The organism is Pseudomonas sp. ERMR1:02 (assembly GCF_002277815.1).
Lineage (GTDB): Bacteria > Pseudomonadota > Gammaproteobacteria > Pseudomonadales > Pseudomonadaceae > Aquipseudomonas.
Genome location: NZ_NKJI01000013.1, coordinates 139,953 through 164,799, shown reverse-complemented (window position 1 = coordinate 164,799; position 24,847 = coordinate 139,953). Strand labels below are relative to the sequence as shown.

Genomic DNA, 24,847 nt, shown 5'->3' with positions numbered 1-24,847 from the left:
TCAATCACCCGGAGCTGCACAGCGAACAAGCGTTTCGCGAAGAACTGGTGTTGGTCACCTCTCCTGCCCTGCGCCACCTTGCAGATATCGCCGGGTAGAGAACCTGAAGACCGTGGTGTTTCGCATCGGCTGCTCTTATCGCCAGCGCCTCGACACGCTGCTGACCAGCTTGGGCATCGTCGCCCCCGAGCCGCTGGAGTTCGGCTCGATCGAAGCCATCATTGCCTGCGTGTCGGCCGGGGTCGGGGTCACGCTGCTGCCCAGAGGCGTGGTCGCCACCGCTGCCCGCGAGGGGCTGGTCGCGGTGCATGATCTGCCGGCGGAATTAGCGCAAGTGGAGACTGTGTTTGTGCGGCGCATCGACGGCTATTACTCCAGTGCGCTGTCGACGTTTCTGCACAGCGTGCGCCTGGATGCGGTTTCTGCCCCGGTTCTTGCTAGCGTGGCGCTGTAGTGCAATCCGCCACTACTGGCGCGGCATAAAAGCGACTTTTCACCCAGCCGTTGATCCCGGCACTCAGCACCAACAACGCGCCGGTCACCAGAAACACAGGGTGCAAACCAAAATGCGCGCCGATCTGGCCACCGATCAATGGCCCGATCACCTGCCCGGAAAACTGCGCTGATTGCAGATAGCCAAGGATTTTACCGGTGTTGTGCTCTTCGACCGAATGCCGGATCAGCTTGGCGATGGCTGGCAGCAACCCGGCGATGGTCATTCCCATCAAGCCGCGCAACACCGCCAGTTGCCACCACTGCGTGACGAATGCCTGGGGCACCATGACGATGCCTGTCAACACCAGACAACCGATGATCACGTTCCAACTGCCGACGCGATCGGCCAGCGCACCCAGTCTGGCGGCAGTCAATATGCTGCCCAGCGCCGAACAGGCCATTACCACGCCGGCGATCCGCGCCTGATCATCGAAGGCCACGCCAAGGTGACCGATGTAGACGGTGATGATCGGCTCGATCGACATGTTGGCCAACAGCACCATCATCGCCGTCATCAGCAGCGCAGCGATGATCGGCCAGCGTGAACTGACGCCCTCGACTTGAGCTGTTTTACTGCGCCGGGATCCATCCGTTGCGCGATCGAAATCCTCGCGAATCAGCACGATGGTGGTAATCGCCGCCACCGCGATCATCGCCCCACCGACAAAAAAAGTGCCACGAATGCCCACCCACTGCGGCAGGAATCCCCCCACCAGCGGCCCGATCAGATTGCCGGACAATGCCCCGGTCGACAGTATGCCCAGCGCCCAACCGGCTTTTTCCCGTGGCACCTGGGAGCCGATCATCACAATCGACGCCGAGGCGTAACCACCGATAAGCCCGGCGATCAGGCGCAGCACCACCAGATCGGTAACGTTGCGCGCCAACCCGATCAGCGACATCACAATCGCCATGCCGATGGCCGCGCGGATCAGCATCGGTTTGCGGCCGTAACGATCCGCCAATCGGCCCCACAGCGGCGCGGTGATCGCCGTGCCAAAAAACGTCGCACCGAAAGCCACGGCCGACCACTGCACGACATCCGCCTGGGCAGTGACTCCCAGTTGTTGCACATAGAGCGGCAGGAACGGCAGCAGCATGCTCAGGCTCACCAGCGTGGTGAAGGAGCCGAACACACAAACGGCCAGGTTGCGACGCCAATAGGGAAGATTGCGGTCGGTATAATTCACGTGGACAAGTGCTCCGCTGGCGAACGTTAAATGACTTCGGGCAGTTGGGAGCTTCGCAACGCCGCCACTACATCGATGACAAAGGCAATCAACATGGCCGCCGTGCCGATGATGAACAGCAAGTGGTAGTTGCCGCCGCTGCAGGAAAACAGGAACGACAGACCATAGGCGGCGACCGCTTGAAACAGGGCGAAACCCACCGTAGCGGTTTGCCAGGCGGCAGTCTGTTGGGCGGGATGTCTGGCGAGAATTTCCTGAAGCCGGCCCAGTACCAATGGCACGGTGCCGGTGACAAAGGCCCCGACGATCACGCTGGATGCCATCAGCCAAATGGTTCCGAGCCCAAGGGCTGGCACCGCGACGCTGACCGCTTCAATGATGAACGACACCCGCAACGCCCGACCGAAGCCAACCCGGTCAGCCAACACACCCGCGAGCAGCGGGCCGACAGTGGCGCCAATGCCGAACAACACCCAATACTGCGCGCCCGTTTGCAGTCCTTGGCCCAGGCCCCGGGCGACGAAATCCACCAGAAAAATCATGTGCGGCACCCAACCGGCGGCGTTGAGCGCGTACTCGACATACAACGCCCTGAGGGTGCCGTTGGGCGCCGGGCGACGGTGCTGGGTGACGCTGGCGACCGGGGTGTTTTCGCTCGGCCATCCGCGCCAGGCAATGGCGGTCAATAACAGCGCAATCACCCCCAGTCCCAGCCACGTTTGCGCAAGGCCCTGTTGCAGCAGCAACGGCACCAGCGTCCCGGAAGCCGCAATCCCGACCCCCACTCCCATGAAAATCACACCACCAGCCAAGCCCCGACGCGATGCCGGTACATGAGCCAGAACCGTGGGCGCGGCCAACACCATCAGCGCTCCACCGGCTACGCCCGAAAGAAATCGCCAGCCAAAGAACCACGCGAAGGAAACGGGATACGCGCAGGCGAAAAACGCGATGCTGGCGAGCAGCATCATCGCCCTGAGGGTAAATCTCGTTGAAGTTTTCGCCGCCAGTGAACGCCCGAAAATGGCCCCGGCCAGATAACCCGCAAGGTTCGCTGCGCCGAGGTAGGCCGCCTTGGAAGGGTCGAACCAGTGAGCGCCGACAATCGCCGGCAACAGCGGTGTATAGGCAAACCGCGCGAGACCGATTCCTACAAGGCTCGCCGAAAAACCGGCCACGATGCCGCGCCATGGGCTGGCGGGTGGATGCACGGTAGTGGCTATCGTTGGCTTTGCGTTGTTCATCATCGGCCCTTCTGTTCTTCAGTTGGGCCGACTCTACGCGCGATGGCTATATCTCAAGAAGCGAATTAAACAGGCAAGTGTTATCTGTTTAAAAGATATGTTAAAAACAAACATTGAGCCAAACACGGACCTGCAGGAGCAAGGCCAATCGCGCGCCCTGTGTCGATGATCGTTCCCACGCTCTGCGTGGGAATGCAGCCCGGGACGCTCCGCGTCCCAAATCAAAACCCGAACGCAGAGCGTCCGTTGAGCCGTTCCCACCAGAGCGTGGGAACGATCTGATCGTTTCATTTGATTACACGGTGTATCAACAGTAATTCCGCAAGAGCGGTATATCTTCAAACCGAGGCTTCCTACAGTGATTGATCCACTCCGTTCTTTCACGCCTAGAGTGATCCTTCATGCCCCACGACTTGACCCATCTTGACGCCGCACTGGCCGCCTACCCTCGGGCGACCTTGCTCGAAGGCCCGACACCGATCCAGAAACTCTCCCGACTTAGCCAGTTGCCCGAACTGAACGGCTGCAACCTCTACGTCAAACGCGATGACCTGACCGGCCTCGGCGGCGGTGGCAACAAACTGCGCAAACTGGAATTTCTCCTCGGCGAAGCACTGGCCGAGGGCGCCGACACCTTGGTGACCTGGGGAGGATTTCAATCCAACCACGCCCGGCTGACCGCCGCCACCGCCGCCCGCCAGGGTCTTGCCTGCGAACTCATTCTGACCCCGTCAGCCGTGCGCACCGATGACGACTTCTGCCACAACGGCAACGTCGTGCTCGACGCCCTGTTTGGCGCGACGATCCATCGCCTGGCCCCCGGCGCCGCACCGGATGTCTACGCCGCCGAGCTGCTCGAGAAGCTCAAACATCAAGGCAAGAAACCCTTCGTCATGCCCCTGGGCGGCTCCAGCCCCCGCGGCAGTCTGGGCTATGCTGCCTGCGCCGCCGAGATCCTGCGCCAGGCCGACGCGCTGGGGATACAATTCGACGGGATCTTCGTTCCCAATGGCAGCGCCGGAACCCATTCGGGATTGCTCGCCGGCGTAACCCTGGCCCGGTCATCTACGCAAATCGTCGGCTACTCGGTATTGGCAACCGAGGAACAGGCATCAGCCACAACCCTGGAAAAAACCCGGCAAACCTTGAAGCTCCTCGACCCGTCCGCAACCCTGCCCGACAGCGCGATCAGCGTCGATGGCAGCCAACGCGGCGAGGCCTACGGAGCACCGACCGAAGCCATGCTGGAGGCTGTGCGCCTGCTGGCCTCCCATGAAGGTTTGCTCACCGATCCGGTCTACGGCGGCAAAGCATTCGCCGGCTTGCTGGCCGCCGTACGCCGGGGCGATTACCCGGCAGGAAGCAATCTGCTGTTTGTGATGACAGGTGGTTTGCCTGGGCTTTTTGCGTATCGCAGCGCTTTTGAGTGATTGAATAGATTTAACGCTAAGGAGCCCGCAGCGTGGACCTGGCAATCAAGATCGCCATGATTGCCAGGCCGAACGTCACCCACGAAGCCAAACCGATCCCACCCTCGAAAGCCCTTCCCGCCTGGGCCATCAATTCGCTCGCTTGATCACCTGACAAATCCGTTGCCACATGAAGGGCACCCGATAACGTCTCACTCGCCAACTTAGCCTGCATTTCGCTCAGAAAATCAGGAAGCTGCAACGCGCCGCGATAATACGCAGTGACAAGACCGCCGAGCACAGTCGTGCCCAGAACCACACCCACTTCATAAGCCGTTTCGCTGATGGCCGACGCCGCACCCGCCTTCTCCGGTGGCGCGGCCGACAAAATCACATCAGTGGATATCGTCGCAATTGCACCCACGCCGATGTTGAGCAAGGCAAAAGCGATCACCAGAACGGTCAAGCTGCTGCCCATGCTGGCGACCAGCAAAAACGCTGCGCCAGTGAACGCCAGGAGAATGGGTATCAGCACGTGCACATTTACACGCTGTGCGACAGGGACGATCGCCATCCCAACGACAATTGCCAAAATCTGACCTGGCACGAGGACGAGACTGGCACTCAAGGGCGACATTTGCAGAACGATCTGCAAGAACTGAGTGGTGAAGTACACGAAGCCTACGAGGAACGCGAGACTCATCAGATTGATCAAGACCGATCCGCAAAAGGTACCGCTGCGAAATAGACTCAGGTCCATCAGCGGTACAGCCAGTCGTGATTGCCGACGCACGAACATCCCGCCAGTGATTGCGCCCACTGCTAGCGATGTCAATGCAATCCCATCGACACTTTCAGCGGCGCCATGCTTGATGCCAAAGACAATGGCGCCAAGAGCCACCATTGATTGCAAAACGCTTACCGGATCCAGCAGCCCCGAAGAATCTGGCTCGGACTCGGGCAACAACAGCGGCCCCATTATCAGAAGCGGTAACAACACAGGTACCGCCAACAGAAAAATCGCCCCCCAACTGAAGAACTCCAGCAACACTCCGCCCACCAAAGGGCCAAGCGCTGAACCCACCGTCAAAGTCGTAGCCCAGATCGCGACAGCTAGCCTGCGCTCTTCACGATCCTCAAACACCGAACGGATCAACGCCAACGTTGAAGGCATCAACATCGCACCGAAGATCCCCATGCAAGCTCGCCCGGCAATCAGCTGCGTAGAGGTTTCGCAATACGCGGTTAGTACCGACACGATGACAAACCCGGAAGACCCAATGAGCATCAACTTACGATGACCGATTCGATCTCCCAAGCTGCCCATCGAAATCAGCAATCCCGCCAGTACCAGCGAGTAGGCATCGATCATCCACAACTGTTCACTAGCACTTGGACGTAGCGCTTCGGCGATCTTCGGCAGCGCGAATCCAAGTACAGTGTTATCTACGGTTACCAGTAATACGGGCAGCATCAGTACACATAGGCCTAACCACCGTTTTGATTTTGCTGTGTTATCCGTCGCCTCATTGTCGAATTCCATGTCTTGACCTCGGACTGCTTCGCGCATTGGTGAAATAAGTAATTAATTCGAAAACAATCAACTTCTATGCTTTGGTTACATAACAATTCAACCCAAGCATTGTTACGCCGTTTTTCACCTTCAAAAAAAAACCTCCCCGGTTACGAACCTGGGGAGGTTGGATTTACGCAAAACTATCAGTCCTGAGCTTTGCTCATTTTGGTGAACAACTCGGTCGGTACTTTCTTGCCGTTGGAGGTGTACTGGTTGGTGCGGTATTTGTAGACCTCGCCTTCGGAGAGGAAGCCATCGCCGTTGGTGTCCATCTTCTTGAATTCTTCGGCGCCCTGAGGGGCCACGGCCAGCAGTTCTTTCAGCGAAACGCGGCCGTCGTGGTCGGTGTCGGTACGGGCGAAGGAAGCATCGCCGCATTTGCCTTCACCGCACTTGCCTTCACCGGCCTTGGTCACTTTGGCGCCAGTTTCGCCGGCACCGCACTTGCCTTCGCCACACTTGCCTTCGCCGGTTTTTTCGGCCGAGGCCAGTTGGTCGCCCTGAGGCATCGCTTCAGCGGCAAAGACGGTGGACGCGAGGTTCATGCTGCCAGCCAGTGCAACTGCGATCAGGCCAATGCGGGATTTGTTCGACATACGGGACATGGTTATTACTCCGGATACTGTGTGCGGCCAAGCAACTAAGGTCAGTCCGCTAGGGTCATGCCACAAGGGCGATAAGCCGTGGTGCGAGGGCGTTTGCTTTCTCGCTAAGGCAGGGCTATTTGACTGCACACGTGTATCCCGGATGTATCCGGATCGAGGGGCATTTGTAAGCGAGTCTGCGTACACGGGGTCCGGATACACAGCGATACACAGACGCTGCTCTTTTGATCCTGGCGGACGAAAGGTCCCAAAGACTCCAACTTCATGCACTCGCTTTTGGCGAGGGGGGTAACTCGGGTTCTTGGATGGGGAACGGGTGATCAGATTAGTCGGCCTATAAAAGCGACGACGATAAAGGTTGTAAGGGCGAAGGCGGCACCGATGCTGAAAGGCAACAGAAAAGCACGGGCCGCCGTCGGGGCCGGGCTGCGCATTTCTTCGGCCAGAGCGGCTACATCACGGTGCAACTGCTCAATGCTGGCCTGATTCGTAGGTTGTTCAAGATTTTCGCGGTCGTTTTGTCGCATGAGTATCCTTTCGGGATTTAGCGGGTGTCTATGGGTTGCTTGTACGGGTAGCCGATGAACGCTAATGGAAGCCCCTCGCCCACTGCCGGTAATGCCTCCCTGCTGGGCCCTGTCACTATTTCCTTTCCATCAAAACCCGGATAGCAGGTGACTCTTGTTCGACTGAGATTTGCGCGTAGCTGTACGCGCAATCTTCAAAAAACCCATACCACTACGCGACAAGCTCGACGTAGCTCGACTCCCCGCCTCCAGTCGCGCCCGACAACCAACCCCATACGAAGGTCAGCGTGGTACGTCCTGCGTGATCAACGCCTACCGTGCCACGCGACCAGCCGGCAAGCATCTCGCCATCCGTAGTCAAGCACTGGTAAAGAAGCTCGATGGTATCGGGGCCTGTCACGCGCCCGACTTGATGACCCGTGCGGATCCGGCCGCCTTGGTAAGTGCCCGAAATGGCATCTTCCACGACATGGTAATGAAATACTGTGCCTGCACCGGATAGCCCTTGGGCATTGTTCGCTACCGTAAATCGGCGATTGTTCAAACGCTCGCTGATTTGAGAAAAGGGAATTTCCATAAATGTCGCGTCCTTTAGTCGAGATGTTCCATTCCAGCCTTCGATGATCCTAATCCATTTTGCCGCGACTAGCCCTGACGCCTGAGCAATGCAGTACCCTTTGTGCCATCAAGTCAAAAGGGAATTTTACTCATGCCAGAACAATCCATCCGCCCTCTCGCTCTGTGCATCTTTCATCATCACGGGAAAATACTGGTCAATCAATTCTACGACGCCGTTGGAAAACAGACGCTCTTTCGCCCTATTGGCGGCGGCATTGAATTCGGCGAAAGGAGTGTCGATGCCATCGTCCGGGAAGTGCAGGAAGAACTGGGCCTTTCGATCAGCGATGTCCGACTGATTGGAACTTTGGAAAGTATTTTCACCTACGCGGGCAAGCCAGGGCACGAGATCGTCCAGGTCTACGATGCAAGGTTTGACGACGCAGACGTCTATGAGAAACCTTGGATGGAGGGCCATGAAAGCGACGGAGCATCGTTCAGAGCCATGTGGTGCTCCAGTTCCAGCTTCACCGCTGAATCACCGCTAGTACCTGAAGGGCTCTACGATCTGCTCAAGAAAGCTTCGCTGTTGGAGTAATAAAGAACCACTGATGGCAATCAGTTGAGTAGCTATGCTTGATTGGTTGCCAGTCTCTGATAGCAACATCGTGAAAGGAGGTGTTTGAGATGCAACTCATCACGTTGAAAATCGATAAGCCGGATGTGACGAACTTCATTTTGGGTCAGACGCACTTCATCAAGTCCGTCGAGGACATCCACGAAGCGTTGGTCAATGCCGTGCCAGGCATCCAGTTTGGCGTGGCCTTTTGTGAGGCCTCCGGCAAATGCCTGGTGCGATGGTCTGGCACCGATACCTCAATGATTGAACTTGCACAGAAGAATGCGAAAGCCATCGCCGCAGGCCATAGCTTCATCATTTTCCTGGGCGACGGTTTCTATCCGCTGAACGTATTGAACACCATTAAAATGGTTCCAGAGGTATGCCGTATTTTTTGTGCAACGGCCAATCCAACTGAGGTGATTCTCGCCGAGACGGAACAAGGGCGAGCAATCCTGGGCGTAGTGGATGGCTTCTGTCCCAATGACATTGAAGGCGACGAAGACATCCTGTGGCGCAAGAACCTGTTGCGGCAGATTGGCTATAAGCTGTGAATTTCCCCCCCCAAAGGTTGCATCCAGCCTTTTTTTTGGGGGGGCAACTCATCAAGTTATCAAGTGCGCCCTACGGAACCTGTGACCGGTAGATTGCCCAACAATTTGAGCCCGGTACTCTTCACGAAAGCGTCATAGTCCATTGGTTTCTCGATACGGGTTTCAGCGTTGGGTAGTACGTAGGCCCAGGCACGCTTGGACGATGCGTCGTAAACCAGCTTGAACAGGCGGGTCGGCACCCAGACCTTGTTGTCGCCGATGGTGGTGTGGCCTGGATCAAAGAGCGGACCGGTAAAGACATAAACATTGCCATCCGCTCGTTGTGCAAATTTTCTGACGTCTGACTCGACCTTGCTCCAGATCTTGCGATTGTTGGTTGGGTCTTGCGGCACCATGTTCGAAAGCGCAAAGGACTGGGCCATTGCATTGGGGGTCGGTGCATCGGCTGCCGGGGATTGATGGCCACGGTCCACGGCCGGATGTTGGCTACGGTAGTCGCTCAACTCTGCCCGCCCACTCTTGGGAATGCGTGGGTCCGGGTAGAACTGATTGGTGCGCTCCTCCCCTTTGGCATCCTGCAGCTGGGCTCCAGTAAGGCGTTCGACCACCACCAGCGGCGTCTTGCTGGTTTGCGAGTACAGCACCGCGAAGTTGTCGGAGCACAGGGCCAGGGGGTTCATCGTTGCAGGTACGGTGGCCATGTTGATCGGTTTGGCTGCGGGGAACAGATCTGCGCAGCTGTCGAACGATGCCTGTCTCTGTTTGTTTGAATAGAGGTCCAGGGCCGCGCTCTGGCTGATCGAGCCCGAGCGGGACGTATGTTCCTGATGCTGTGTGGGTGGTTTGATGAAATCCAGCAGACTGCGGGCTTGCGCCCCAGTCGAGAGCAAAACAAGGGCCGACAGCCCAACTGCAATTTTGCGTAGGTGCATGCTTTAAATCTTCGATTGGATTGAGGGGGGTAAACGTACGGCGAGTGCCGATTCAGGGAGTCACATGATTCACGGAGCCACATGATTCACGGAGCGACGTGGAGGCAGTTGCTGATTACATTGCGGCGGGCATGCTTTCACTTTCCTTGATTAAAATTTCGATGCGGATCTGGTCGGGTCCGAGCAGTACGACCGCTGACGGTCGTGCGGGATTTATTGACCATGACAAGTTGCATTAGTGCTGAGCAGCGTTTGCTTTCTATTCGCTGAGGAAAATTGTGACTGGCCAAACGATCGCCAAGCCAGCGTCTGGACGGATACCAACCCTAACGGGTGATTCACGTTTTTTTCACAAAAAAACAACATCGCCTGTCAGATCCGATTATTCTGTCCAGACATAATCAGCAAGACATGGAGAGTCCTATGGAGCAGCCAAAGCTCACTTGCGGTACCGACGAGATCAGAATCAACATCAAAGACAGCTTCGAGCTTGAGTTTTGGGCTGATAAATTTGGAGTGTCGAGGGATGAGATCAGATCTGCTGTCAAGGAGGCAGGTGATTCGCTAACCGCAGTCCAGCGAAAACTAAAAAACAGCGCTCCACATGATGCAAGTCAAAAATACCAGCGCCATCCGGAACATTATTCGACTTGAGTCAAACTCAATGAAGCTGCCGCTGCCTCTGTAGTTCCCTCTTTAGCCAGGTGCTTGCCGGTTGAACGCCTTCTGGACATCGCACTTCATAGGCGCGGCCACTCATGCTGCTTTTAGTGGCAGCAAGATCAATGAAGTCTTCTGCGCTGCTCACCATGTTCTTGCCTTCGAGATAACTCAGTTTCTTCTCCAGATGCGCACGAGCCCGGGGGCCTTGGAATTCGCTCCCGTTACGCACAAACAGACACTCACTGTGTTCAACAAAGTCCAGCAAGCCCTTTATCTCTTGAGTGACTTGAGGTGTGGCTTGAGCCTGCGCATTGGTTACGATTGCGATAAGGCTAATACCAATTGCAATCAGCATTTGGCTGATGGGACGAGCCGTCGCCCTTATCCACATCCGCATGATTCATCCTCGTCCTGAAAATGGAATGAATGTAGCTGACTCCAACAGATACCGCCTAGTCCGTCCTTTCCCGCGTCGACCGTCTGACCTCAGCCTGTATGGCATAAGCCGGCGCCTCCACAGCATCGAAGTCTTGTGTGTACCGCAGCGCAAATCCTTCTACCCCCCATTCCTGAAACTGCTGCACATGCTTTAGTTCGTGAGCCCAGAGCGCGATGTTCTGTTCTGCGGTTTGAGCGTCCCGGAAGAGGATGATGTCGATCAGCGTCACGGCACCGACATCAGGGTTTTGCAGCATGGCAGTGGCGGCGCTGAGTTGGCCGTTGTCGCTGACTTTGTACTGCGCGGCATCAAGGACGCTGGGGTCGTACCAGCGCAGCAGTTGCTCCCGGATGTGCGGTGGAATGGGTTGGAGGTCAGCGCTGGCTGCTTCAGCGCGGGCTTGGGTCAGCCACAGAGCCAGGGCAGGTGCCGCGATCTGGTAGATGCCATCAGGCATCTGTCCCAGGTCTGGCAAACAGATGCAGCCGTCCAGGCACACTTGTTTCTCGCCAGCCGGGCAGGCGCCGGTCTGGGCTGGCACCTCTAAAGTCAGGCAAAGAACAAACAGCGCCACCAGGCGCATGGTGATGGGCGGCATTGGGCGCTCCGGGGACGCAGCGCAAACAGTGGGGCACAATTGATAACGACCAGCATAGCTTTAGCGTAGTCGCGAACCTGACGCCCCCAAAATAATCGCAGCAAGCGCAGCCCCTTGTAGGAGCTCGGCTTGCCAGCGAAGGACTCAAAAACGACACGGTTGACCAATCAATACGTGTAATCGTTAGCGACCATCGCTGGCAAGCCAGCTCCTACAGTGGTGTTATTAACTGGATAAACCCGCCACATTGGCCCGCACCGTGTGCAGCTTTTTGTAGCTGTCGATCAGGCGCAGATGCCTGTCGAGCCCTTCCAGTTTCATACTCGTCGGCGTCAAACCGTAGAAGCGCACGCTGCCGTTCACAGAGCCGATCGCTGCGTCCATGCGTTCGTTGCCAAACATCCGGCGGAAATTGGCTTCGTAGTCTGCCAGCTCCAGGTCTTCGTCCAGCTCCATCTCCAGCACCACATTCACAGCCTGGTAAAACAACCCACGTTCGACTGTGTTGTCGTTGTACTGCATGAACATTTCCACCGCCTCTTTCGCCTCTTCAAATTGCTGCAAGGCGAGCCAGATCAGCAGCTTCAACTCCAGGATCGTCAACTGACCCCACGCTGTATTGTCGTCAAATTCGATGCCGATCAAGGTGGTGATATCGGTGTAGTCGTCCAGCTCGCTTTCTACCAGACGCTCAACCAGGGCCTTCAGCTCGGCTTCGTCCAGGCGATGCAGGTTCAGGATATCGGCGCGGAAGAACAGTGCCTTATTGGTGTTATCCCAGATCAGGTCGTCCACCGGATAGATCTCCGAGTAGTCCGGCACCAGGATGCGGCAGGCGGTTGCGCCGATATGCTCATACACCGCCATGTACACTTCTTTGCCCATGTTTTGGAGAATGCCGAACAAGGTCGCGGCTTCCTCGGCATTGGAGTTTTCGCCCTGGCCCGAGAAATCCCATTCCACAAACTCGTAATCCGACCTGGAGCTGAAGAAACGCCACGACACCACACCGCTGGAGTCGATAAAGTGCTCGACGAAGTTATTCGGCTCCGTTACCGCGTGACCTTCAAAGGTGGGCTGAGGCAAATCATTCAGGCCTTCAAAGCTGCGGCCCTGCAGCAATTCCGTCAGGCTGCGCTCCAGCGCCACTTCAAGACTTGGGTGCGCGCCGAACGAGGCGAACACACCGCCGGTGCGCGGGTTCATCAAGGTGACGCACATCACCGGGAACTCGCCGCCCAGCGACGCATCCTTGACCAGCACCGGGAAGCCCTGCGCTTCCAAAGCCTCAATACCGGCCAGAATCCCCGGGTATTTCGCCAGCACTTGCGCCGGCACATCGGGTAGTGCGAATTCACCTTCGATGATTTCGCGTTTTACCGCGCGCTCGAAGATTTCCGACAGGCATTGCACCTGCGCTTCAGCCAGCGTGTTGCCGGCACTCATGCCGTTGCTGAGGTACAGGTTTTCGATCAGGTTGGACGGGAAATACACCACCTCGCCATCCGACTGGCGCACATACGGCAGCGAACAGATGCCGCGCTCTTCATTCCCGGAGTTGGTATCGAACAAATGCGAGCCACGCAGCTCGCCATCGCGGTTGTAAATCTTCAGACAGTATTCGTCGAGAATTTCCGCCGGCAGCGCATCTTTGCGGCCAGGCTGGAACCAGCGCTCGTTCGGGTAATGCACAAACGCCGCGGTGGCGATGTCTTCGCCCCAGAACTGATCGTTGTAGAAGAAGTTGCAATTGAGCCGCTCGATAAATTCGCCCAACGCCGACGCCAATGCGCCTTCTTTGGTCGCGCCTTTGCCATTGGTAAAGCACATCGGCGAGTGCGCATCGCGGATATGCAGCGACCACACATTGGGAACGATATTGCGCCACGAAGCGATTTCAATCTTCATGCCCAAGTCGGCCAAAATCCCCGACATGTTGGCGATGGTTTGCTCCAGCGGCAGATCCTTGCCGGCAATATAGGTGCTCGCCCCCGCAGCCGCCCCTGAATTAGAAGCAGGCATCAGCAATGCCTGGGCATCGGCATCGAGATTTTCCACTTCCTCGATCACAAACTCAGGCCCGGCTTGCACCACCTTCTTCACCGTACAACGGTCGATGGAACGCAAGATGCCCTGGCGGTCTTTGTCGGAGATATCGGCCGGCAACTCGACCTGAATCTTGAAAATCTGGTTGTAGCGGTTTTCCGGGTCAACAATGTTGTTCTGCGACAGGCGGATGTTGTCCGTGGGGATATTGCGTGTTTCGCAGTACAACTTCACAAAGTAAGCCGCACACAAGGCCGACGAAGCCAGAAAGTAATCGAACGGACCCGGTGCCGAGCCATCGCCCTTGTAGCGGATAGGCTGATCGGCCACCACCGTGAAGTCATCGAACTTGGCTTCAAGTCGAAGGTTGTCGAGAAAATTGACCTTGATTTCCATGCGGGATTACCAGAATAACGAGCTAAACGATTGGCCGCCATTATCCGGTTTTTCAGCAGGATGTATTGTGCTTTCAGTCAGAAAAGGGGGCGCAGGGTGTGCTTGTGCTTTGATCACGAACCAATACGTAACCGTGCGCTGCCAGCGTAGGCAGTCAGCTACCAACGAAAACAGCTCGCCCCCTTTTGTGCCCCGATTTCGGAGTGAACCCCCAACATTGGGTGCGGTTCCCCCAGCAGTGTTCGCGTCTCAATCAGTACAAAATTTCAGCCTCTGACCAATGATTGCTGGACCTCAGGTCTTTGGACACATTTTGTCACAGTCTTTGCAACGCAATTACCGAGTGAGTTTCTCCCGTTCATGAAAGGTGGGGAGTCGCGGAGCTGTACCTATCACCATTGGCATGCAGCATGAAGTACCTCCGTCGATTCAATGGAAGTGCTGCGCTCGTCCTCTGCAACCGTCTTGGGGGAACCCTTATGAACCACAACCTGGTGCTCAGACCTTTCGTTCGCCGTGTTTTATGCTTTTTAGTCTGCCTGCTGACGGTCACGCTGGTGGCGGCCGACGAACCTTCGGACAATGACAATCAGGCTAATGAGAAGTGGCTGGAGCCGGCACGCTCCAAGCTCATGCATGTGAATGGCGCGATGCCGTTCTTTCCTCATCGGGCCAATACCCCCGGCAACCTGATTTTGAATGTAAAAGACTTCGACAATTCCCAGGTATGTGGCGCTTGCCATACGGAGATCTACAAGCAGTGGCGCTCGTCAATGATGTCCCAAGCCTGGGATGAACCCATCTACCGGGCCTTGCTCAAGCGTGCGAGTTCGGCCACCGATGGGAAAGTCGATAACTTCTGCACCGGCTGCCATACCCCGATCGGTCTCACGACCGGGCAGATCAATTCGGAGGTCAACCGCTCCTCAGTTGAAGACAGTGCGAAAAATCATCCGATGCCCGGGGTCGATTGCGAGACCTGCCACAACATCAGTGCCCGCACGGGCCTCGATAACGGCGCCTATGTCCTGAGCCCTCGAGCGCACGGCAAGCCGACCAAGTTCGGCCCGCGCAAAGATGCCGTTTCGCCCTATCACGACACCGTATATTCCCCTCTGCACACGCGCTCGGACTTTTGCGGCACTTGCCACAACGTCACGCACCCGTTCAGCAGTGTGGCGGTCGAGCGAACCTATGACGAATGGCAGGAGAGCTCCTACAGCTTTAACGATACAACCTGCCAGAGCTGCCATATGCCGGGGTTTGCGGGTAAGGCCGCGATCATGGGGCCAGACCGCGAGCAGGTCGCCTCGCATTGGTTCAGCGGAGGCAACGCTATGATACTCAAGCATCTCGGACAGGAGGGGGGCGCGCAACGCGCGCGCGACATGCTCGCGCGTGCGGGGGAAATAACGTTCCAGCAACTTCCGGCAACCATCATTCCAGGGCAATACACCTCGGTAGCCGTGAAAGTTGCCAATGTCGGCGCCGGGCACAAGCTGCCGACCGGCTTTCCGGAGGGACGGGAGATGTGGATCGATTTCCGGGTGCTGGATGCCAATGGTCACGAGCTCTATCGGCTGGGCTCGATCAAGGACGGCAAGACCGAGGACAACACGCGAAATTTCAAAGTGCACATAGGCGATAAGGACGGCAATCCGTTGGACGTCGAGGTCTGGAATGCCACGCAAGTTCTCTCGGATAACCGCATCCTGCCCAAGGGCTACGAGATTGGGAATTTCTCTTTCCTGGTGCCAGCCGACGCCGTCGGGCCGCTCACCTTGACTGCCGAACTGAACTACTGGCCGTTTTCGCAGAAGCTGGCCGACTCCCTGCTTGGCAAGGATAAGTTGCAGGTGGAAATCACCCAGATGGCCAAAGTCACACAGAGCGTACCCCTGTCGGCAAGCCTGCCAGCCGTCGCGTCAGGCACTGCGCACTTCTAGCTGCGCAGTGTAGATGTCCAGGCTGGTCCCGATCACTGCGTGTGTTCCGTGTATTTACGCCTTACCGGGACGAGGGTTCGCTGCGCAGCCAGCACCCTCGCCTGGTTTTGCGTGTAATAGATCAGGGGTCTTTGCTACATCTACCGATTGAATCCACCTTGGAGCTGCCGCAGGCGGCGATCTTTGAGGTCCCTCAATTCATTGCACATGACCACTGGCTGAAACACCTTGGCTGACGATAATTTCGTCGTCTTTGGTGAGTGTTTTCGCAATGTTTTGGCCGGCGACTGCTAGCACCTGGTTGTCTTGTGAATACGTAACTTCGACATGACCACCATCAACGAAATCTGTGCGACAAATCCGCACCTGACCCACAGTTCGCACTGTAAATGACTTGATCTCGCACAAATCCCTGACGCCTACTGATTTGGGCACAAGATTTCTGATGGTCATACCACCGTCAATCATGGTTATCGTTGCCCCGTCTGGACGAGTGACTTTCAAGCCGCCCTTAACTCTTTCCACGAAGTTGCCATAAGAGTGAGCTTCAACGAAGTTGCCTTTGTCGTCTAACTTAACAATGCTTCCACCCTTAGCTTCAGCACCTTGCTTGGTTGAACCAAACGTTACCTTTATATCGTCATTTCCATACGTTCTCATTGTGTTGCTTCCTTCAGTTGCCAGAATTGGCGGTTCCATTGATGCGTCGTCGCAGGGTTACGAGATTGCTTGACCCGCTTTTTTCCTGCCTTTTCGAGTGCTGGCATGTTCTTGATTACGGACGATGCTCAAACGCGATCAGCAGCGTGCTGAACGCCAAGATCAAACAATTCTTAAGCTTCACCAAATAGACCCATTCAACGTTTTCTTCTTCGATGGATACTCGGTCGGCGAGCAGAAATCGTTTGTGACTGTGCCGAACGTTCAGGGTCGGCATGATTTCGCCCTTTTTGAAATGCCGTGGCTCGCCTTTTTGCAAGCTCGACCCATATTGGCCGGCGATACTTTCCGCCAGCCAGTAACCGGTATGCGTGCAGGCTTGGCCGCTGTTGCAGGTTGGTCTGTGCAGGTAGTGGGTTTGTATGAAGGCTGGAGAGCCTGGCATGGCTCGGCCAGTGGCGGGATCGAGGACTTTGGCCTTGGCCAGTTGACGAATCAGCGCTTCGCTGGGTTTTTCGGGTGGGACATTGGCCAGGCGTTCTTCGACCCATTGGAGCTTGCCGTCCCAAGCGGGTAGCTTGGCGGGGGGTAAAGGGACGATCTCGTTGATTTCGGGGACTCTGGGGTTGGCGTAGGAGTAGCCCGAGAGAATCTTCCAGATTTTTTGGTAGCGATCAGCGCGTTCGAGGTCTTCAGGTTGGTCAAGGTAGTGCAGTTTGTCAGTAGGTTTCGGCCCACGGAACCCATCATCTAAACGACCAGCAGCGCTTTCATCTCCAGCAGCGACTCCCATTTGAAATATTTCCAGCGCCTCTTTGTATTGCCCCCTGTTTTTAAGATGGATACCCAGATCGATAGCAGCTTTACCAACACCCTGTTCTGCTGCGCAGCGGCGCATTTGCCGGGCCGCGCCCGGAGCAATGTCGATCGGCGCCAACTTATCGGCGACATAGGCTTGAGCTAGCGCACTACCTACATCAGCGGCTTTTCGGTAGTAACGCAGAGCCATTATACGATCCTGCTGCAACCCAGCCGCACCACGCTCCAGGAAGATGCCGACAAAGTAATATCCCGTCGCCACGCCCCCATTGATCAGTTGCTCACTCATGCGCAAATGCTCTTCACCACGGACTCTGAAATACCCGCGCATGGCACCGTTCTGCAGATTGATGTTGGCCTTGTAGTGGCCGTTCTCACTGGCGATGCGGTACAGACGTTCAATCTCTGCGTCGACAGTCTTGTCCTGTTTGAGCTGGTTATTCTTTTGCAGCCAACGTGCGTAATGAAACAGCAATTCAGCCTCGGCGGAGGCCGTGGGAATCTTCTCGTACGCACAGTTGAAAGCCATCTTGGCCTTGACTTCATTTAAAGGGTTCAAGGGCGATTCCCTGGTCGAATCAGAAGAAGGATTACTGGTATCGCAAGCGATTAGCAGTAGGCATGACAGCAGCAAGAGCCGGCGCATCAGTCGAGCTCCGACAGCTTGGATTCGCCAATGGACCTCGACGAGGGGAGCGTCAGGCCTCACCAAACAGACTCCACTCAACGTTTTCTTCTTCGATGGTTACTCGGTCGGCGAGCAGGAATCGTTCGTGACGATGCCGAACGTTCAGGGTCGGCATGATCTCGCCCTTCTCGAAACGCCTGGGCTCGCCTTTTGCAGGCTGGTCCAAGGTTGGCCGGCGATACTTTCCGCCTGCCAGTAGCCGGTATGCGTGCAGGGTTGGCCGCTGTTGCAGGTTGGTCTGTGCAGGTAGTGGGTCTGTATGAAGGCCGCTGAGCCCGGCATGGCCCGGCCGGTGGCGGGTTCGAGGCCTTTGGCCTTGGCCAGTTGACGAATCAGCGCTTCGCTGGGTTTTTCAGGAGGGACATTCGCCAGGCGTTCTTCGACCCATTGGAGCTTGCCATCCCAAACGGGTAGCTTGGCGGGGGGTAAAGGGACGATCTCGTTGATTTCGGGGACTTTGGGGTTGGCGTAGGAGTAGCCTGAGAGTTTTTTCCATATTTTTTCGTAGCGCTCGGCGCGCTCGAGGTCTTCCTGCTGACCCAAGTAATACAGCCGATCGTCCGGCTCAGGTCCACGGAAACCATGGCTCAGAAAAGAAGCCGAGGTGCTGTCGCCGGCCGCTACTCCGAGCTGGAAGGCTTCAACGGCTTCCTGATATTCCCCATCTGTCGAAAGATCGACACCTAATGCTCCGGCAGCGTTGCCATTCCCTTGTCCAGCAGCGCAACGTCGCATTTTCCGGGCAATATCCGGGGCAATGTTGATCGGTGCCAACTTGTCAGCGACATAGGCTTGAGCGAGTGCACTACCTTCATCAGCGGCTTTTCGGTAATAACGCAGGGCCATTAAGCGATCCTGCTCCAATCCGGCCGCGCCGTGTTCCAGGAAGACGCCGACAAAGTAATATCCCGTCGCCACGCCCCCATTGATCAGTTGCTCACTCATGCGCAAATGCTCTTCACCACGGACTCTGAAATACCCGCGCATGGCACCGTTCTGAAGATTGATGTTGGCCTTGTAGTGGCCGTTCTCACTGGCGATGCGGTACAGACGTTCAATCTCTGCATCGACAGTCTTGTCCTGTTTGAGCTGGTTATTCTTTTGCAGCCAACGTGCGTAATGAAACAGCAATTCAGCCTCGGCGGAGGCCGTGGGAATCTTCTCGTACGCACAGTTGAAAGCCATCTTGGCCTTGACTTCATTTAAAGGGTTCAAGGGCGTTTCCTTGGTTGGATTAGAAGCAGGATTACTGGTATCGCAAGCGACCAGCACCAAGCAGGACAGCAGCAAAACCCGACGCATCAGTCGAGGTCCGACAGCTTGGATTGGCCGTAATAGAACTCCACGAGGGGGGCGTAGGGAGTCATTTGTTTTAATCGAAAGTCTTTGTTCCGCTTGATGATTTCATCCCAGGCTTCAAATGCTTTTTCCGGGTCATCCTGCACACCCATCCCATTCGTATGCAGCCCCACAACCGCCGCCTTAACGCCTGCGTCACACTCGCCCACTCATGAGCAATATTCAGTTCGCTATCCACCTGCATGCTGCGGGTGTTGATGTTGGCCGAGCCGTGGGTGGTGAACACATCGTCGACGATCATCAGCTTGGAGTGGATGTACACCTCCATCCATTCTTTGCCAGCGGGCGAGTCAGGGGCGACCAGCGAGCACACATGGACTTTCAGCCCGGTAAACTCATGAGGAACCAAAAGCTCCTTTTCAATTGCCTCGATTTGGTTCTTCAGAACGTGTTGCCGCCAATCGTTACCCCAGGCTTTAAGCCGCTTTTCTTCCTTGGCCCTGTCGCTGAGATCGGTTGCGCCCAATGCATCGGTGAGGTTCGTCAGCATGACTAAGGCGTGCTGCTCAAAAGGCTCGCTTGGATCGGATTCCAATGCGGCGGCCTCAGCTTTTGCCTTTTCAATACGCCGTAACCTGGTGATTGCAGGCATGGTCTCGCCTCGCCCGAGGCTTTCGAGCATGCGTTGAGTATTCACGGTGCCAGAGCCTATGCCGCCATCGCTGGCATTGGTGACGACGAACAGGTGCAAGTTGCCATGTATTGCGGGTCGCGCCCGGCCTTGGTCTGACCGGCGGCGACGGCCTTGATTAACTCGGCCAGGGGCGGCCAGCGAAAGTACTGGTTCTCGATGTAGATGAACTGGGTCGCGTTGTTGGCGGCTTGCAGGTAAAGCTGCTCGATATCGCATATGCCTTCCTGGGCCTGAGTTCGCAGGATCTGCGCGAGTTGTTTCGTAGCCTCAGGGGCGCATTGCAATTGCGACCCGACTGCTTTGGCCTGGCGCAAGTCGAACAGGTCCTCGCCAGTTTCCTTGTGCCAGGCCTTGGCGAAGTTGTCGTGCAGGTGTTCCAGAATCGGCCCGCTGACGCGGCTGGAAATGTCCTGACGCGGGGTGTCGCCACGGGAGCCACGATTGGGTGCGGGCTTGGTGTCCTTGCCGCGATTCAGCGCCGAATGGGTATCGGTGTCCCAGTACTCGTCAAGCATGTTGTGGCCCATGACAAAGCCGACGGCACGGTCCGGCAGTTCATAATCGACGAGCACTGTTTTTTGATGATGGGTCGCTGTTGCGGTGAGGATGAACTCGGTACTGGCGCTGATCTGCGGGTCGCGACTCCTGTACATCGCCTGATAGGCGATTTCGGCCCTTTCAAACAAACTGAAACCGCGACTGACGAACACGGGTGTGCCGCGAGCCTCTTGAAGCCCGGCGGCCATGTAATCGGCCACCGCACAGTTGGCAAACCAATAACGGTCGTAGGCATATTGGTCATCCGTGGAGGGTTGCATCTCCCGGTCGTAGAATCGGAAAGGACCTTTACCGGGTAGATTGGCTTCTCCGGCTTTGCCTGCGGTGTTAAATGGCATCTCCCAACCCAGCACCCGAACCTTGACCCCTTCGCGAGACATGGCCAATAGCAGTTCACCGATGCAAGGCGATATGCCGTCGCGGATGAAATACATCGAGGGTTGAAAGCCCCAGCAGATGATGTCTACAGAAGCCTTCGCTTGCGCGATGGCCAAGTGCACGGCCCGGAAGGCTTCTTCTCCGTTGATCAAAGGTTCATACGTGGCCTTTGCAGGAGGGTATTCGGTGTCCTGCACGTACCAGGGCGGCGTACAAGTCACCTCTTGGGTGTGCTGGAGTGCGACTGGCGTCACGATTTCGTATTGGCTCATGGTGTTTTCCCTTCCTGATCGCTGATTCCTTCCAACACCGCCGCGTACAGCACTCGGTGATCGGTGTGCGAATTGGGTTGATTCACTTCAGCTTTGGTTTTTGAGCGGTGGTTATGAAAGCCACGATTGGCCAAATGCGCCTGTTCGGCATTGCGGTAGTCGGTGGGCACCGGGATCTGGTAGGTCACGCCGTTGGCCATGACTAACTGGTAACCGCGCGTGACGACTTGATGATCGATCAGCAGTTGCCCGGACGCGTCCAGCACGCCTTTTTTGAGCTCTGCACCGTCGGCGTAGAGCGTGTAGGGCATGCCCGTCCAGCTCTGGCGATTGGCATTGGGTGCTTGCAAAACGCTGAATCGCAGCGTTTGTTTGGACTGGCTCTGCGGGTAGTCCGGATGTGCGGCCTTCATGCTGGCCGGGCCGCTGTATTCGAAATCCGCGGATTTGACCTTGTAGTCCCCCAGCGTGCCCTCCTCGATGCCGCACTCATCCAGCGTCATGTAGCTACCACCGCCATTGAGGGTGATTTTCTTTTTCGCGGTAATACGGATTTCATCTTCGGTGCTGGTGATGTCCAGACCGTGCCGGGCAAACAGTTCAAGCTTGTCGTTCTGCGCCTGAATCTGCACCGGTCCCTGATTAGCGATCAGCTTGATCCCCAGCTTGCGCACAAACAGACTCAAGCCCTGGCCCACGCCGATGAACAGGCGCTTGACCACGCTGATATCCGCTTCACCGCCAGCGTTGAGCATCAGGTTGTTTTGCGCCGCCAGTTGCAGATGCTTGCCGCTGGTGAGGGCGATGCCCTGCGGGGCGCTGAGCAGCAAGACGGAAGACTTGAGTTGCTCCAGCTCCTGGCGCAGCAGTTGTATTTGTGCCGGCACATCCGCCGGATCGGCGTTGGCGGCCTGTGCATCGACCGAGAGTTTTTGCAGTTGTTCGCCGGCCTGTTGCAAGCGGTCCACGGCGGCACTCATGTCCAGCACGGGCCCTTGCGCCTTGGCCTGTCCATCGGCGCTGATGAACAGCCCCTTGCCGCCACGGATACTCCCCACTCATCCGTCCGCAGCTCAAAGCCTTCGCCGCGCTTCTGCTTCTTCGCATCCACCAAATGCCCAAGATTCAGCTGGCTCTTCCCATACTCAGTACTGAGCTTGACGTGCTCCTCCCCCGCTTGTCTTCCATGCGCAGCTTGTTATTGGCAGGGGTGCGCAGCACGTTGCGGGTGTAGTCGCGCCTGCGCAGGGTCACGTGGTCCGGGTGTTCGCTGTCGTGCAGGGCGTGGGCGATGTAGGGGCGGTCCGGGTCGCCTTGTTCGAAGGCGATGGCCACTTCGGTGCCGCAGATCAGTGGCAGGTGCAGGCCGTATGTGTCGCCAGCGTAAGGGCGGGCCAGGCGCAGCCACAGGCTTTCTTCGCCGAGTTCCCAGGGGTCGCGGTCGAACAGGAAGTTGACCTTGTAGCGGCCTTCGACGTCGATCTCGGCGTATTTGTCGTGGGCTTCGCCGCTGGTGACCCGGGCCGGGACGGTGCCGGCGATTTGGGGTTTGGGCGGGATGTCTGGACGAAAGCACAGGGTTTCCGAGTACGGCATGGCCTCAAAGCGGCATTCGAAGCTGGCGTCGCGGGCGGCGCTAGTGGTCAGGCCGATGAGCGTGCAACGTGGCGTAAAGGCCTGGGGCGCGCCGTCGGTGATGGTCAGCACCTGGCCCGGCGCGAGGGTGGCGCTGCTGCTCACGCCGCTGAGTTGGGTCTGCTGGTTGAGGTAATGGTCGTGGCGCAAGCGCGCGTAAAAGTACCCGCTTTCGCTTTGCAGGTCTTCGTGCTGAGCGTAGGCGCCACCGAGCACGGTGTAGGGTTCAGCGTAGTGGTAGGCCTCGCCGTAGGTGGTTTTCGCGCCGCGGGTCTGGTCGACATCGGCGTCGAGATAGGCTTCGGCGTCACGGTGGTGATAGGCGCGGACGTTGACGTGTTTTTCCACCACCTGATGGCGGGTTTGCAAGGCCCACACGCCATCTTCGCCGCTGCCCAGGCCGGCCGGTGGGCGCAACGGCAGTTCGACGTCGAACTGGTAGCCGCGCTGGCCGTCACAGAAATGCACGACGTCGATCGGCAGGCGTTCATGGTTGGTGAAGCGGTACCAGATGCCGACTTCGGCCAGCAGGCGGCTGATGAAGGCCAGGTCGCTTTCGCCGTACTGCATCACCTGTTCGCGTCGGGGGTATTGGCGATTCAGATTGAAGACGAAGTCCTGATACTCGAAACCGTGGCGGCTGCGCAGGACCTGCTCGACGATCGCCGGCACCGATTGGTGCTGGTAAATGCGGTATTGCCGGCCACGGTCGAGCAGGGCCAGTCGCGGTTGCAGGGTGACTTTATAGCGGGCTTCGTCGCGGGAGCCGGAGAGTCGTTGCAAACCGGTGATCACGCCATGCAGGGTGCGCAGCGGTTTGACCTCGGGCGTCGGGGCCCAAGAGAACACCGGCAGGTTTGACGGCATGGCGTGCAGGCTGAATGTGGCTTGCCTACCGAGCAGTTGTTCGGCGGCCAGGTCCTGTTCGGTGCTGGTGAATTCGATGTGGTAGACGTAGGGTTGGCTCAGGTGTTCCGTGCCGTCGAAGGCGAGGACGTCGAGGTGGGCGTCTAGATCCTCGACCTGGAGTTTGTGGCGGCTGTGGTCGAAGAAAACGGGTACTTGGGTGTTCACGTCTGGACCTCCTTGGGACATTCGAGGAGGTGTCATTTCCACCCTCGTTCAAGCGCTTGAAAGCTTTCAAGAAGCTGAGCCGAATTGAAAGGCGAAAGTGCGTAGGAGACGTCTGGATTTGCGGTGTGTAGGGTCTGTAAGAATTTTTACAATTGTGTCGAAAGCTGTCTTCTGACCGCGTTAAACCGTTCGGGAGTGGGGTTCTACCGCCTTTATTCAATGTGCTTTTTACGAGCAAGTTCCTGCGTGTTTAAAAGCCCGCCCGGTTACTTGATGAAAGCCACAGCGCCTTGCGTCGTTGCCTACGGTTACGCCAGAATCCGCCGGCTTGTGCGCCTTAGCGCTGGGTTTTATCGTTTGCCGGTCGCTGAGAAAACAGCGATCGGGTTTGGTAGCCTGGCTATATACAAGGCGCATAGCGTCACCTTTGCAGGTGCTTTTTACGACACCTGTATTAATGGTGGCCATGCGCAGGGCGCCTTCGGGTGCGCCGGTTTGCCTTGTGGCCGGTCTACCAACCTTCGTATGGCCACCACCCTTCGTTTGGTAGCGAGGGTGATGGCTCCCTTCATCTCATAAGGAGTTTCATCCATGTTCAAGCCAACGCCGAATCCCCCGGAAACCGATCCGGGAACATCTTCCGAATCCATCGATTCAAGTAATCCTTACGACCCCGACCGCATCCCTCGGCTGCCGACATCCAGGCCACGCCACGCAAGCTTTGCACCATGTTCATCGTCAACCCGGAACTCGATACCCAAACCCTCCTGGCCCACGCCTGCGAGTCGCTAGCTTCCGCCAATGTCATGACCATGGATCTAGCGGATCGTACGGAGGGGACGAGTCGCAATACGCTGCTGGGGATTGCCCAAGTCATCACATTCGGTGAGCTGGCAGTGAACCGGGCTTTAGATCGGATTGATCCGCCTGAGTAGAAAAGCAAAAGGTCAAACGATCGCAGCCTGCTGCGGCA

At 57.0% G+C, this 24,847-nt stretch carries 19 protein-coding genes and 3 pseudogenes; 7 read left to right on the top strand and 15 right to left on the bottom strand.

Going from position 1 to position 24,847, the window contains the following annotated elements:
- Nucleotides 1-115 precede the first annotated feature (115 nt).
- Nucleotides 116-454, top strand: a complete 339-nt coding sequence (locus tag CES87_RS21915) for a LysR substrate-binding domain-containing protein (protein WP_371858244.1) — start codon at nucleotides 116-118, stop codon at nucleotides 452-454.
- On the opposite strand, the gene CES87_RS21910 is transcribed toward CES87_RS21915, so the two are convergent.
- Both CES87_RS21910 and CES87_RS21905 read right to left on the bottom strand, forming a co-directional pair.
- On the bottom strand, nucleotides 438-1,685 hold the full coding sequence (locus CES87_RS21910) for an MFS transporter (protein WP_128607744.1): 1,248 nt from the start codon (nucleotides 1,683-1,685) through the stop codon (nucleotides 438-440). The two genes, CES87_RS21915 and CES87_RS21910, sit on opposite strands and share 17 nt — an antisense overlap.
- 26 nt (nucleotides 1,686-1,711) lie before the next feature.
- Nucleotides 1,712-2,932 carry a YbfB/YjiJ family MFS transporter gene (locus CES87_RS21905; RefSeq protein WP_178081464.1) on the bottom strand — a complete coding sequence of 407 codons (1,221 nt, stop codon included), beginning with the start codon at nucleotides 2,930-2,932 and terminating at the stop codon, nucleotides 1,712-1,714.
- Nucleotides 2,933-3,330: 398 nt separating this feature from the next.
- On the opposite strand from CES87_RS21905, the gene CES87_RS21900 reads away from it, so the two are divergent.
- Entirely contained in the window at nucleotides 3,331-4,359 is a 1,029-nt protein-coding gene (locus CES87_RS21900; RefSeq protein ID WP_128607743.1) for a D-cysteine desulfhydrase family protein, read from the top strand.
- Between the two features lie 16 nt (nucleotides 4,360-4,375).
- Here the strand turns inward: CES87_RS21900 and CES87_RS21895 are convergent, their stop codons facing one another.
- The 4 genes from CES87_RS21895 to CES87_RS21880 all read right to left on the bottom strand — a co-directional run bounded on the left by CES87_RS21895 (nucleotide 4,376) and on the right by CES87_RS21880 (nucleotide 7,623).
- Entirely contained in the window at nucleotides 4,376-5,881 is a 1,506-nt protein-coding gene (locus tag CES87_RS21895) for an MFS transporter (RefSeq protein WP_128607742.1), read from the bottom strand.
- 176 nt (nucleotides 5,882-6,057) lie between these two features.
- Nucleotides 6,058-6,519 (bottom strand): hypothetical protein, encoded by a 462-nt coding sequence (locus CES87_RS21890; RefSeq protein ID WP_128607741.1) that lies wholly within the window; start codon nucleotides 6,517-6,519, stop codon nucleotides 6,058-6,060.
- A gap of 320 nt (nucleotides 6,520-6,839) precedes the next feature.
- Nucleotides 6,840-7,046, bottom strand: a complete 207-nt coding sequence (locus CES87_RS21885) for a hypothetical protein (protein WP_128607740.1) — start codon at nucleotides 7,044-7,046, stop codon at nucleotides 6,840-6,842.
- A gap of 211 nt (nucleotides 7,047-7,257) precedes the next feature.
- On the bottom strand, nucleotides 7,258-7,623 hold the full coding sequence (locus tag CES87_RS21880; RefSeq protein WP_128607739.1) for a hypothetical protein: 366 nt from the start codon (nucleotides 7,621-7,623) through the stop codon (nucleotides 7,258-7,260).
- A 132-nt stretch (nucleotides 7,624-7,755) separates the two neighbouring features.
- On the opposite strand from CES87_RS21880, the gene CES87_RS21875 reads away from it, so the two are divergent.
- The gene (locus tag CES87_RS21875) at nucleotides 7,756-8,202 is read left to right on the top strand and encodes an NUDIX hydrolase (RefSeq protein WP_128607738.1); all 447 of its coding nucleotides are present in this window, start codon (nucleotides 7,756-7,758) and stop codon (nucleotides 8,200-8,202) included.
- Between the two features lie 89 nt (nucleotides 8,203-8,291).
- Nucleotides 8,292-8,777: an adenosine-specific kinase gene (locus CES87_RS21870; RefSeq protein WP_128607737.1), complete on the top strand. Its 486-nt coding sequence runs from the start codon at nucleotides 8,292-8,294 to the stop codon at nucleotides 8,775-8,777.
- A 59-nt stretch (nucleotides 8,778-8,836) separates the two neighbouring features.
- Here the strand turns inward: CES87_RS21870 and CES87_RS21865 are convergent, their stop codons facing one another.
- Nucleotides 8,837-9,709 (bottom strand): DNA/RNA non-specific endonuclease, encoded by an 873-nt coding sequence (locus CES87_RS21865; RefSeq protein ID WP_128607736.1) that lies wholly within the window; start codon nucleotides 9,707-9,709, stop codon nucleotides 8,837-8,839.
- Nucleotides 9,710-10,132: 423 nt separating this feature from the next.
- On the opposite strand from CES87_RS21865, the gene CES87_RS21860 reads away from it, so the two are divergent.
- On the top strand, nucleotides 10,133-10,363 hold the full coding sequence (locus CES87_RS21860) for a DUF3606 domain-containing protein (RefSeq protein WP_128607735.1): 231 nt from the start codon (nucleotides 10,133-10,135) through the stop codon (nucleotides 10,361-10,363).
- A 7-nt stretch (nucleotides 10,364-10,370) separates the two neighbouring features.
- On the opposite strand, the gene CES87_RS21855 is transcribed toward CES87_RS21860, so the two are convergent.
- From CES87_RS21855 to CES87_RS21845, 3 genes are all read right to left on the bottom strand, one after another.
- Entirely contained in the window at nucleotides 10,371-10,769 is a 399-nt protein-coding gene (locus CES87_RS21855) for a DUF5329 domain-containing protein (RefSeq protein WP_128607734.1), read from the bottom strand.
- 55 nt (nucleotides 10,770-10,824) lie between these two features.
- Nucleotides 10,825-11,409: a DUF4157 domain-containing protein gene (locus CES87_RS21850; RefSeq protein WP_128607733.1), complete on the bottom strand. Its 585-nt coding sequence runs from the start codon at nucleotides 11,407-11,409 to the stop codon at nucleotides 10,825-10,827.
- Between the two features lie 225 nt (nucleotides 11,410-11,634).
- Nucleotides 11,635-13,851, bottom strand: a complete 2,217-nt coding sequence (locus tag CES87_RS21845; protein WP_128607732.1) for an OsmC domain/YcaO domain-containing protein — start codon at nucleotides 13,849-13,851, stop codon at nucleotides 11,635-11,637.
- Nucleotides 13,852-14,330: 479 nt separating this feature from the next.
- Between CES87_RS21845 and CES87_RS21840 the strand changes: the two genes are divergently transcribed.
- A complete protein-coding gene (locus tag CES87_RS21840) occupies nucleotides 14,331-15,797 on the top strand; it encodes a multiheme c-type cytochrome (RefSeq protein ID WP_128607731.1) in 1,467 nt (488 codons plus the stop codon).
- Between the two features lie 198 nt (nucleotides 15,798-15,995).
- Here the strand turns inward: CES87_RS21840 and CES87_RS21835 are convergent, their stop codons facing one another.
- The 5 genes and pseudogenes from CES87_RS21835 to CES87_RS21815 form a co-directional block, all read right to left on the bottom strand.
- Nucleotides 15,996-16,496: a hypothetical protein gene (locus tag CES87_RS21835; protein ID WP_128607730.1), complete on the bottom strand. Its 501-nt coding sequence runs from the start codon at nucleotides 16,494-16,496 to the stop codon at nucleotides 15,996-15,998.
- 76 nt (nucleotides 16,497-16,572) lie between these two features.
- Entirely contained in the window at nucleotides 16,573-17,835 is a 1,263-nt protein-coding gene (locus CES87_RS21830; RefSeq protein ID WP_322784195.1) for a DUF6396 domain-containing protein, read from the bottom strand.
- A 231-nt stretch (nucleotides 17,836-18,066) separates the two neighbouring features.
- Nucleotides 18,067-19,179 (bottom strand): sel1 repeat family protein, encoded by a 1,113-nt coding sequence (locus tag CES87_RS21825; protein WP_256591028.1) that lies wholly within the window; start codon nucleotides 19,177-19,179, stop codon nucleotides 18,067-18,069.
- 86 nt (nucleotides 19,180-19,265) lie between these two features.
- Nucleotides 19,266-21,165, bottom strand: a pseudogene (locus CES87_RS34085) (phosphatidylserine/phosphatidylglycerophosphate/cardiolipin synthase family protein).
- Nucleotides 21,162-23,895: pseudogene (locus CES87_RS21815) on the bottom strand (type VI secretion system Vgr family protein). Before CES87_RS21815 ends, CES87_RS34085 begins: the two co-directional pseudogenes overlap by 4 nt.
- Nucleotides 23,896-24,465: 570 nt before the next feature.
- Here CES87_RS21815 and CES87_RS21810 point away from each other — a divergent pair.
- A pseudogene (locus CES87_RS21810) lies at nucleotides 24,466-24,809 on the top strand (DUF6124 family protein).
- Nucleotides 24,810-24,847: the final 38 nt, after the last annotated feature.

Excerpts from the sequence above, each read along its gene's own strand:
- CES87_RS21905 (WP_178081464.1), bottom strand. The coding sequence starts at position 2,932 with ATGATGAACAACGCAAAGCCAACGATAGCCACTACCGTGCATCCACCC.
- CES87_RS21900 (WP_128607743.1), top strand. The coding sequence starts at position 3,331 with ATGCCCCACGACTTGACCCATCTTGACGCCGCACTGGCCGCCTACCCT.
- CES87_RS21895 (WP_128607742.1), bottom strand. The coding sequence starts at position 5,881 with ATGGAATTCGACAATGAGGCGACGGATAACACAGCAAAATCAAAACGG.
- CES87_RS21890 (WP_128607741.1), bottom strand. The coding sequence starts at position 6,519 with ATGTCCCGTATGTCGAACAAATCCCGCATTGGCCTGATCGCAGTTGCA.
- CES87_RS21885 (WP_128607740.1), bottom strand. The coding sequence starts at position 7,046 with ATGCGACAAAACGACCGCGAAAATCTTGAACAACCTACGAATCAGGCC.
- CES87_RS21880 (WP_128607739.1), bottom strand. The coding sequence starts at position 7,623 with ATGGAAATTCCCTTTTCTCAAATCAGCGAGCGTTTGAACAATCGCCGA.
- CES87_RS21875 (WP_128607738.1), top strand. The coding sequence starts at position 7,756 with ATGCCAGAACAATCCATCCGCCCTCTCGCTCTGTGCATCTTTCATCAT.
- CES87_RS21870 (WP_128607737.1), top strand. The coding sequence starts at position 8,292 with ATGCAACTCATCACGTTGAAAATCGATAAGCCGGATGTGACGAACTTC.
- CES87_RS21865 (WP_128607736.1), bottom strand. The coding sequence starts at position 9,709 with ATGCACCTACGCAAAATTGCAGTTGGGCTGTCGGCCCTTGTTTTGCTC.
- CES87_RS21860 (WP_128607735.1), top strand. The coding sequence starts at position 10,133 with ATGGAGCAGCCAAAGCTCACTTGCGGTACCGACGAGATCAGAATCAAC.
- CES87_RS21855 (WP_128607734.1), bottom strand. The coding sequence starts at position 10,769 with ATGCGGATGTGGATAAGGGCGACGGCTCGTCCCATCAGCCAAATGCTG.
- CES87_RS21850 (WP_128607733.1), bottom strand. The coding sequence starts at position 11,409 with ATGCCGCCCATCACCATGCGCCTGGTGGCGCTGTTTGTTCTTTGCCTG.
- CES87_RS21845 (WP_128607732.1), bottom strand. The coding sequence starts at position 13,851 with ATGGAAATCAAGGTCAATTTTCTCGACAACCTTCGACTTGAAGCCAAG.
- CES87_RS21840 (WP_128607731.1), top strand. The coding sequence starts at position 14,331 with ATGAACCACAACCTGGTGCTCAGACCTTTCGTTCGCCGTGTTTTATGC.
- CES87_RS21835 (WP_128607730.1), bottom strand. The coding sequence starts at position 16,496 with ATGGAACCGCCAATTCTGGCAACTGAAGGAAGCAACACAATGAGAACG.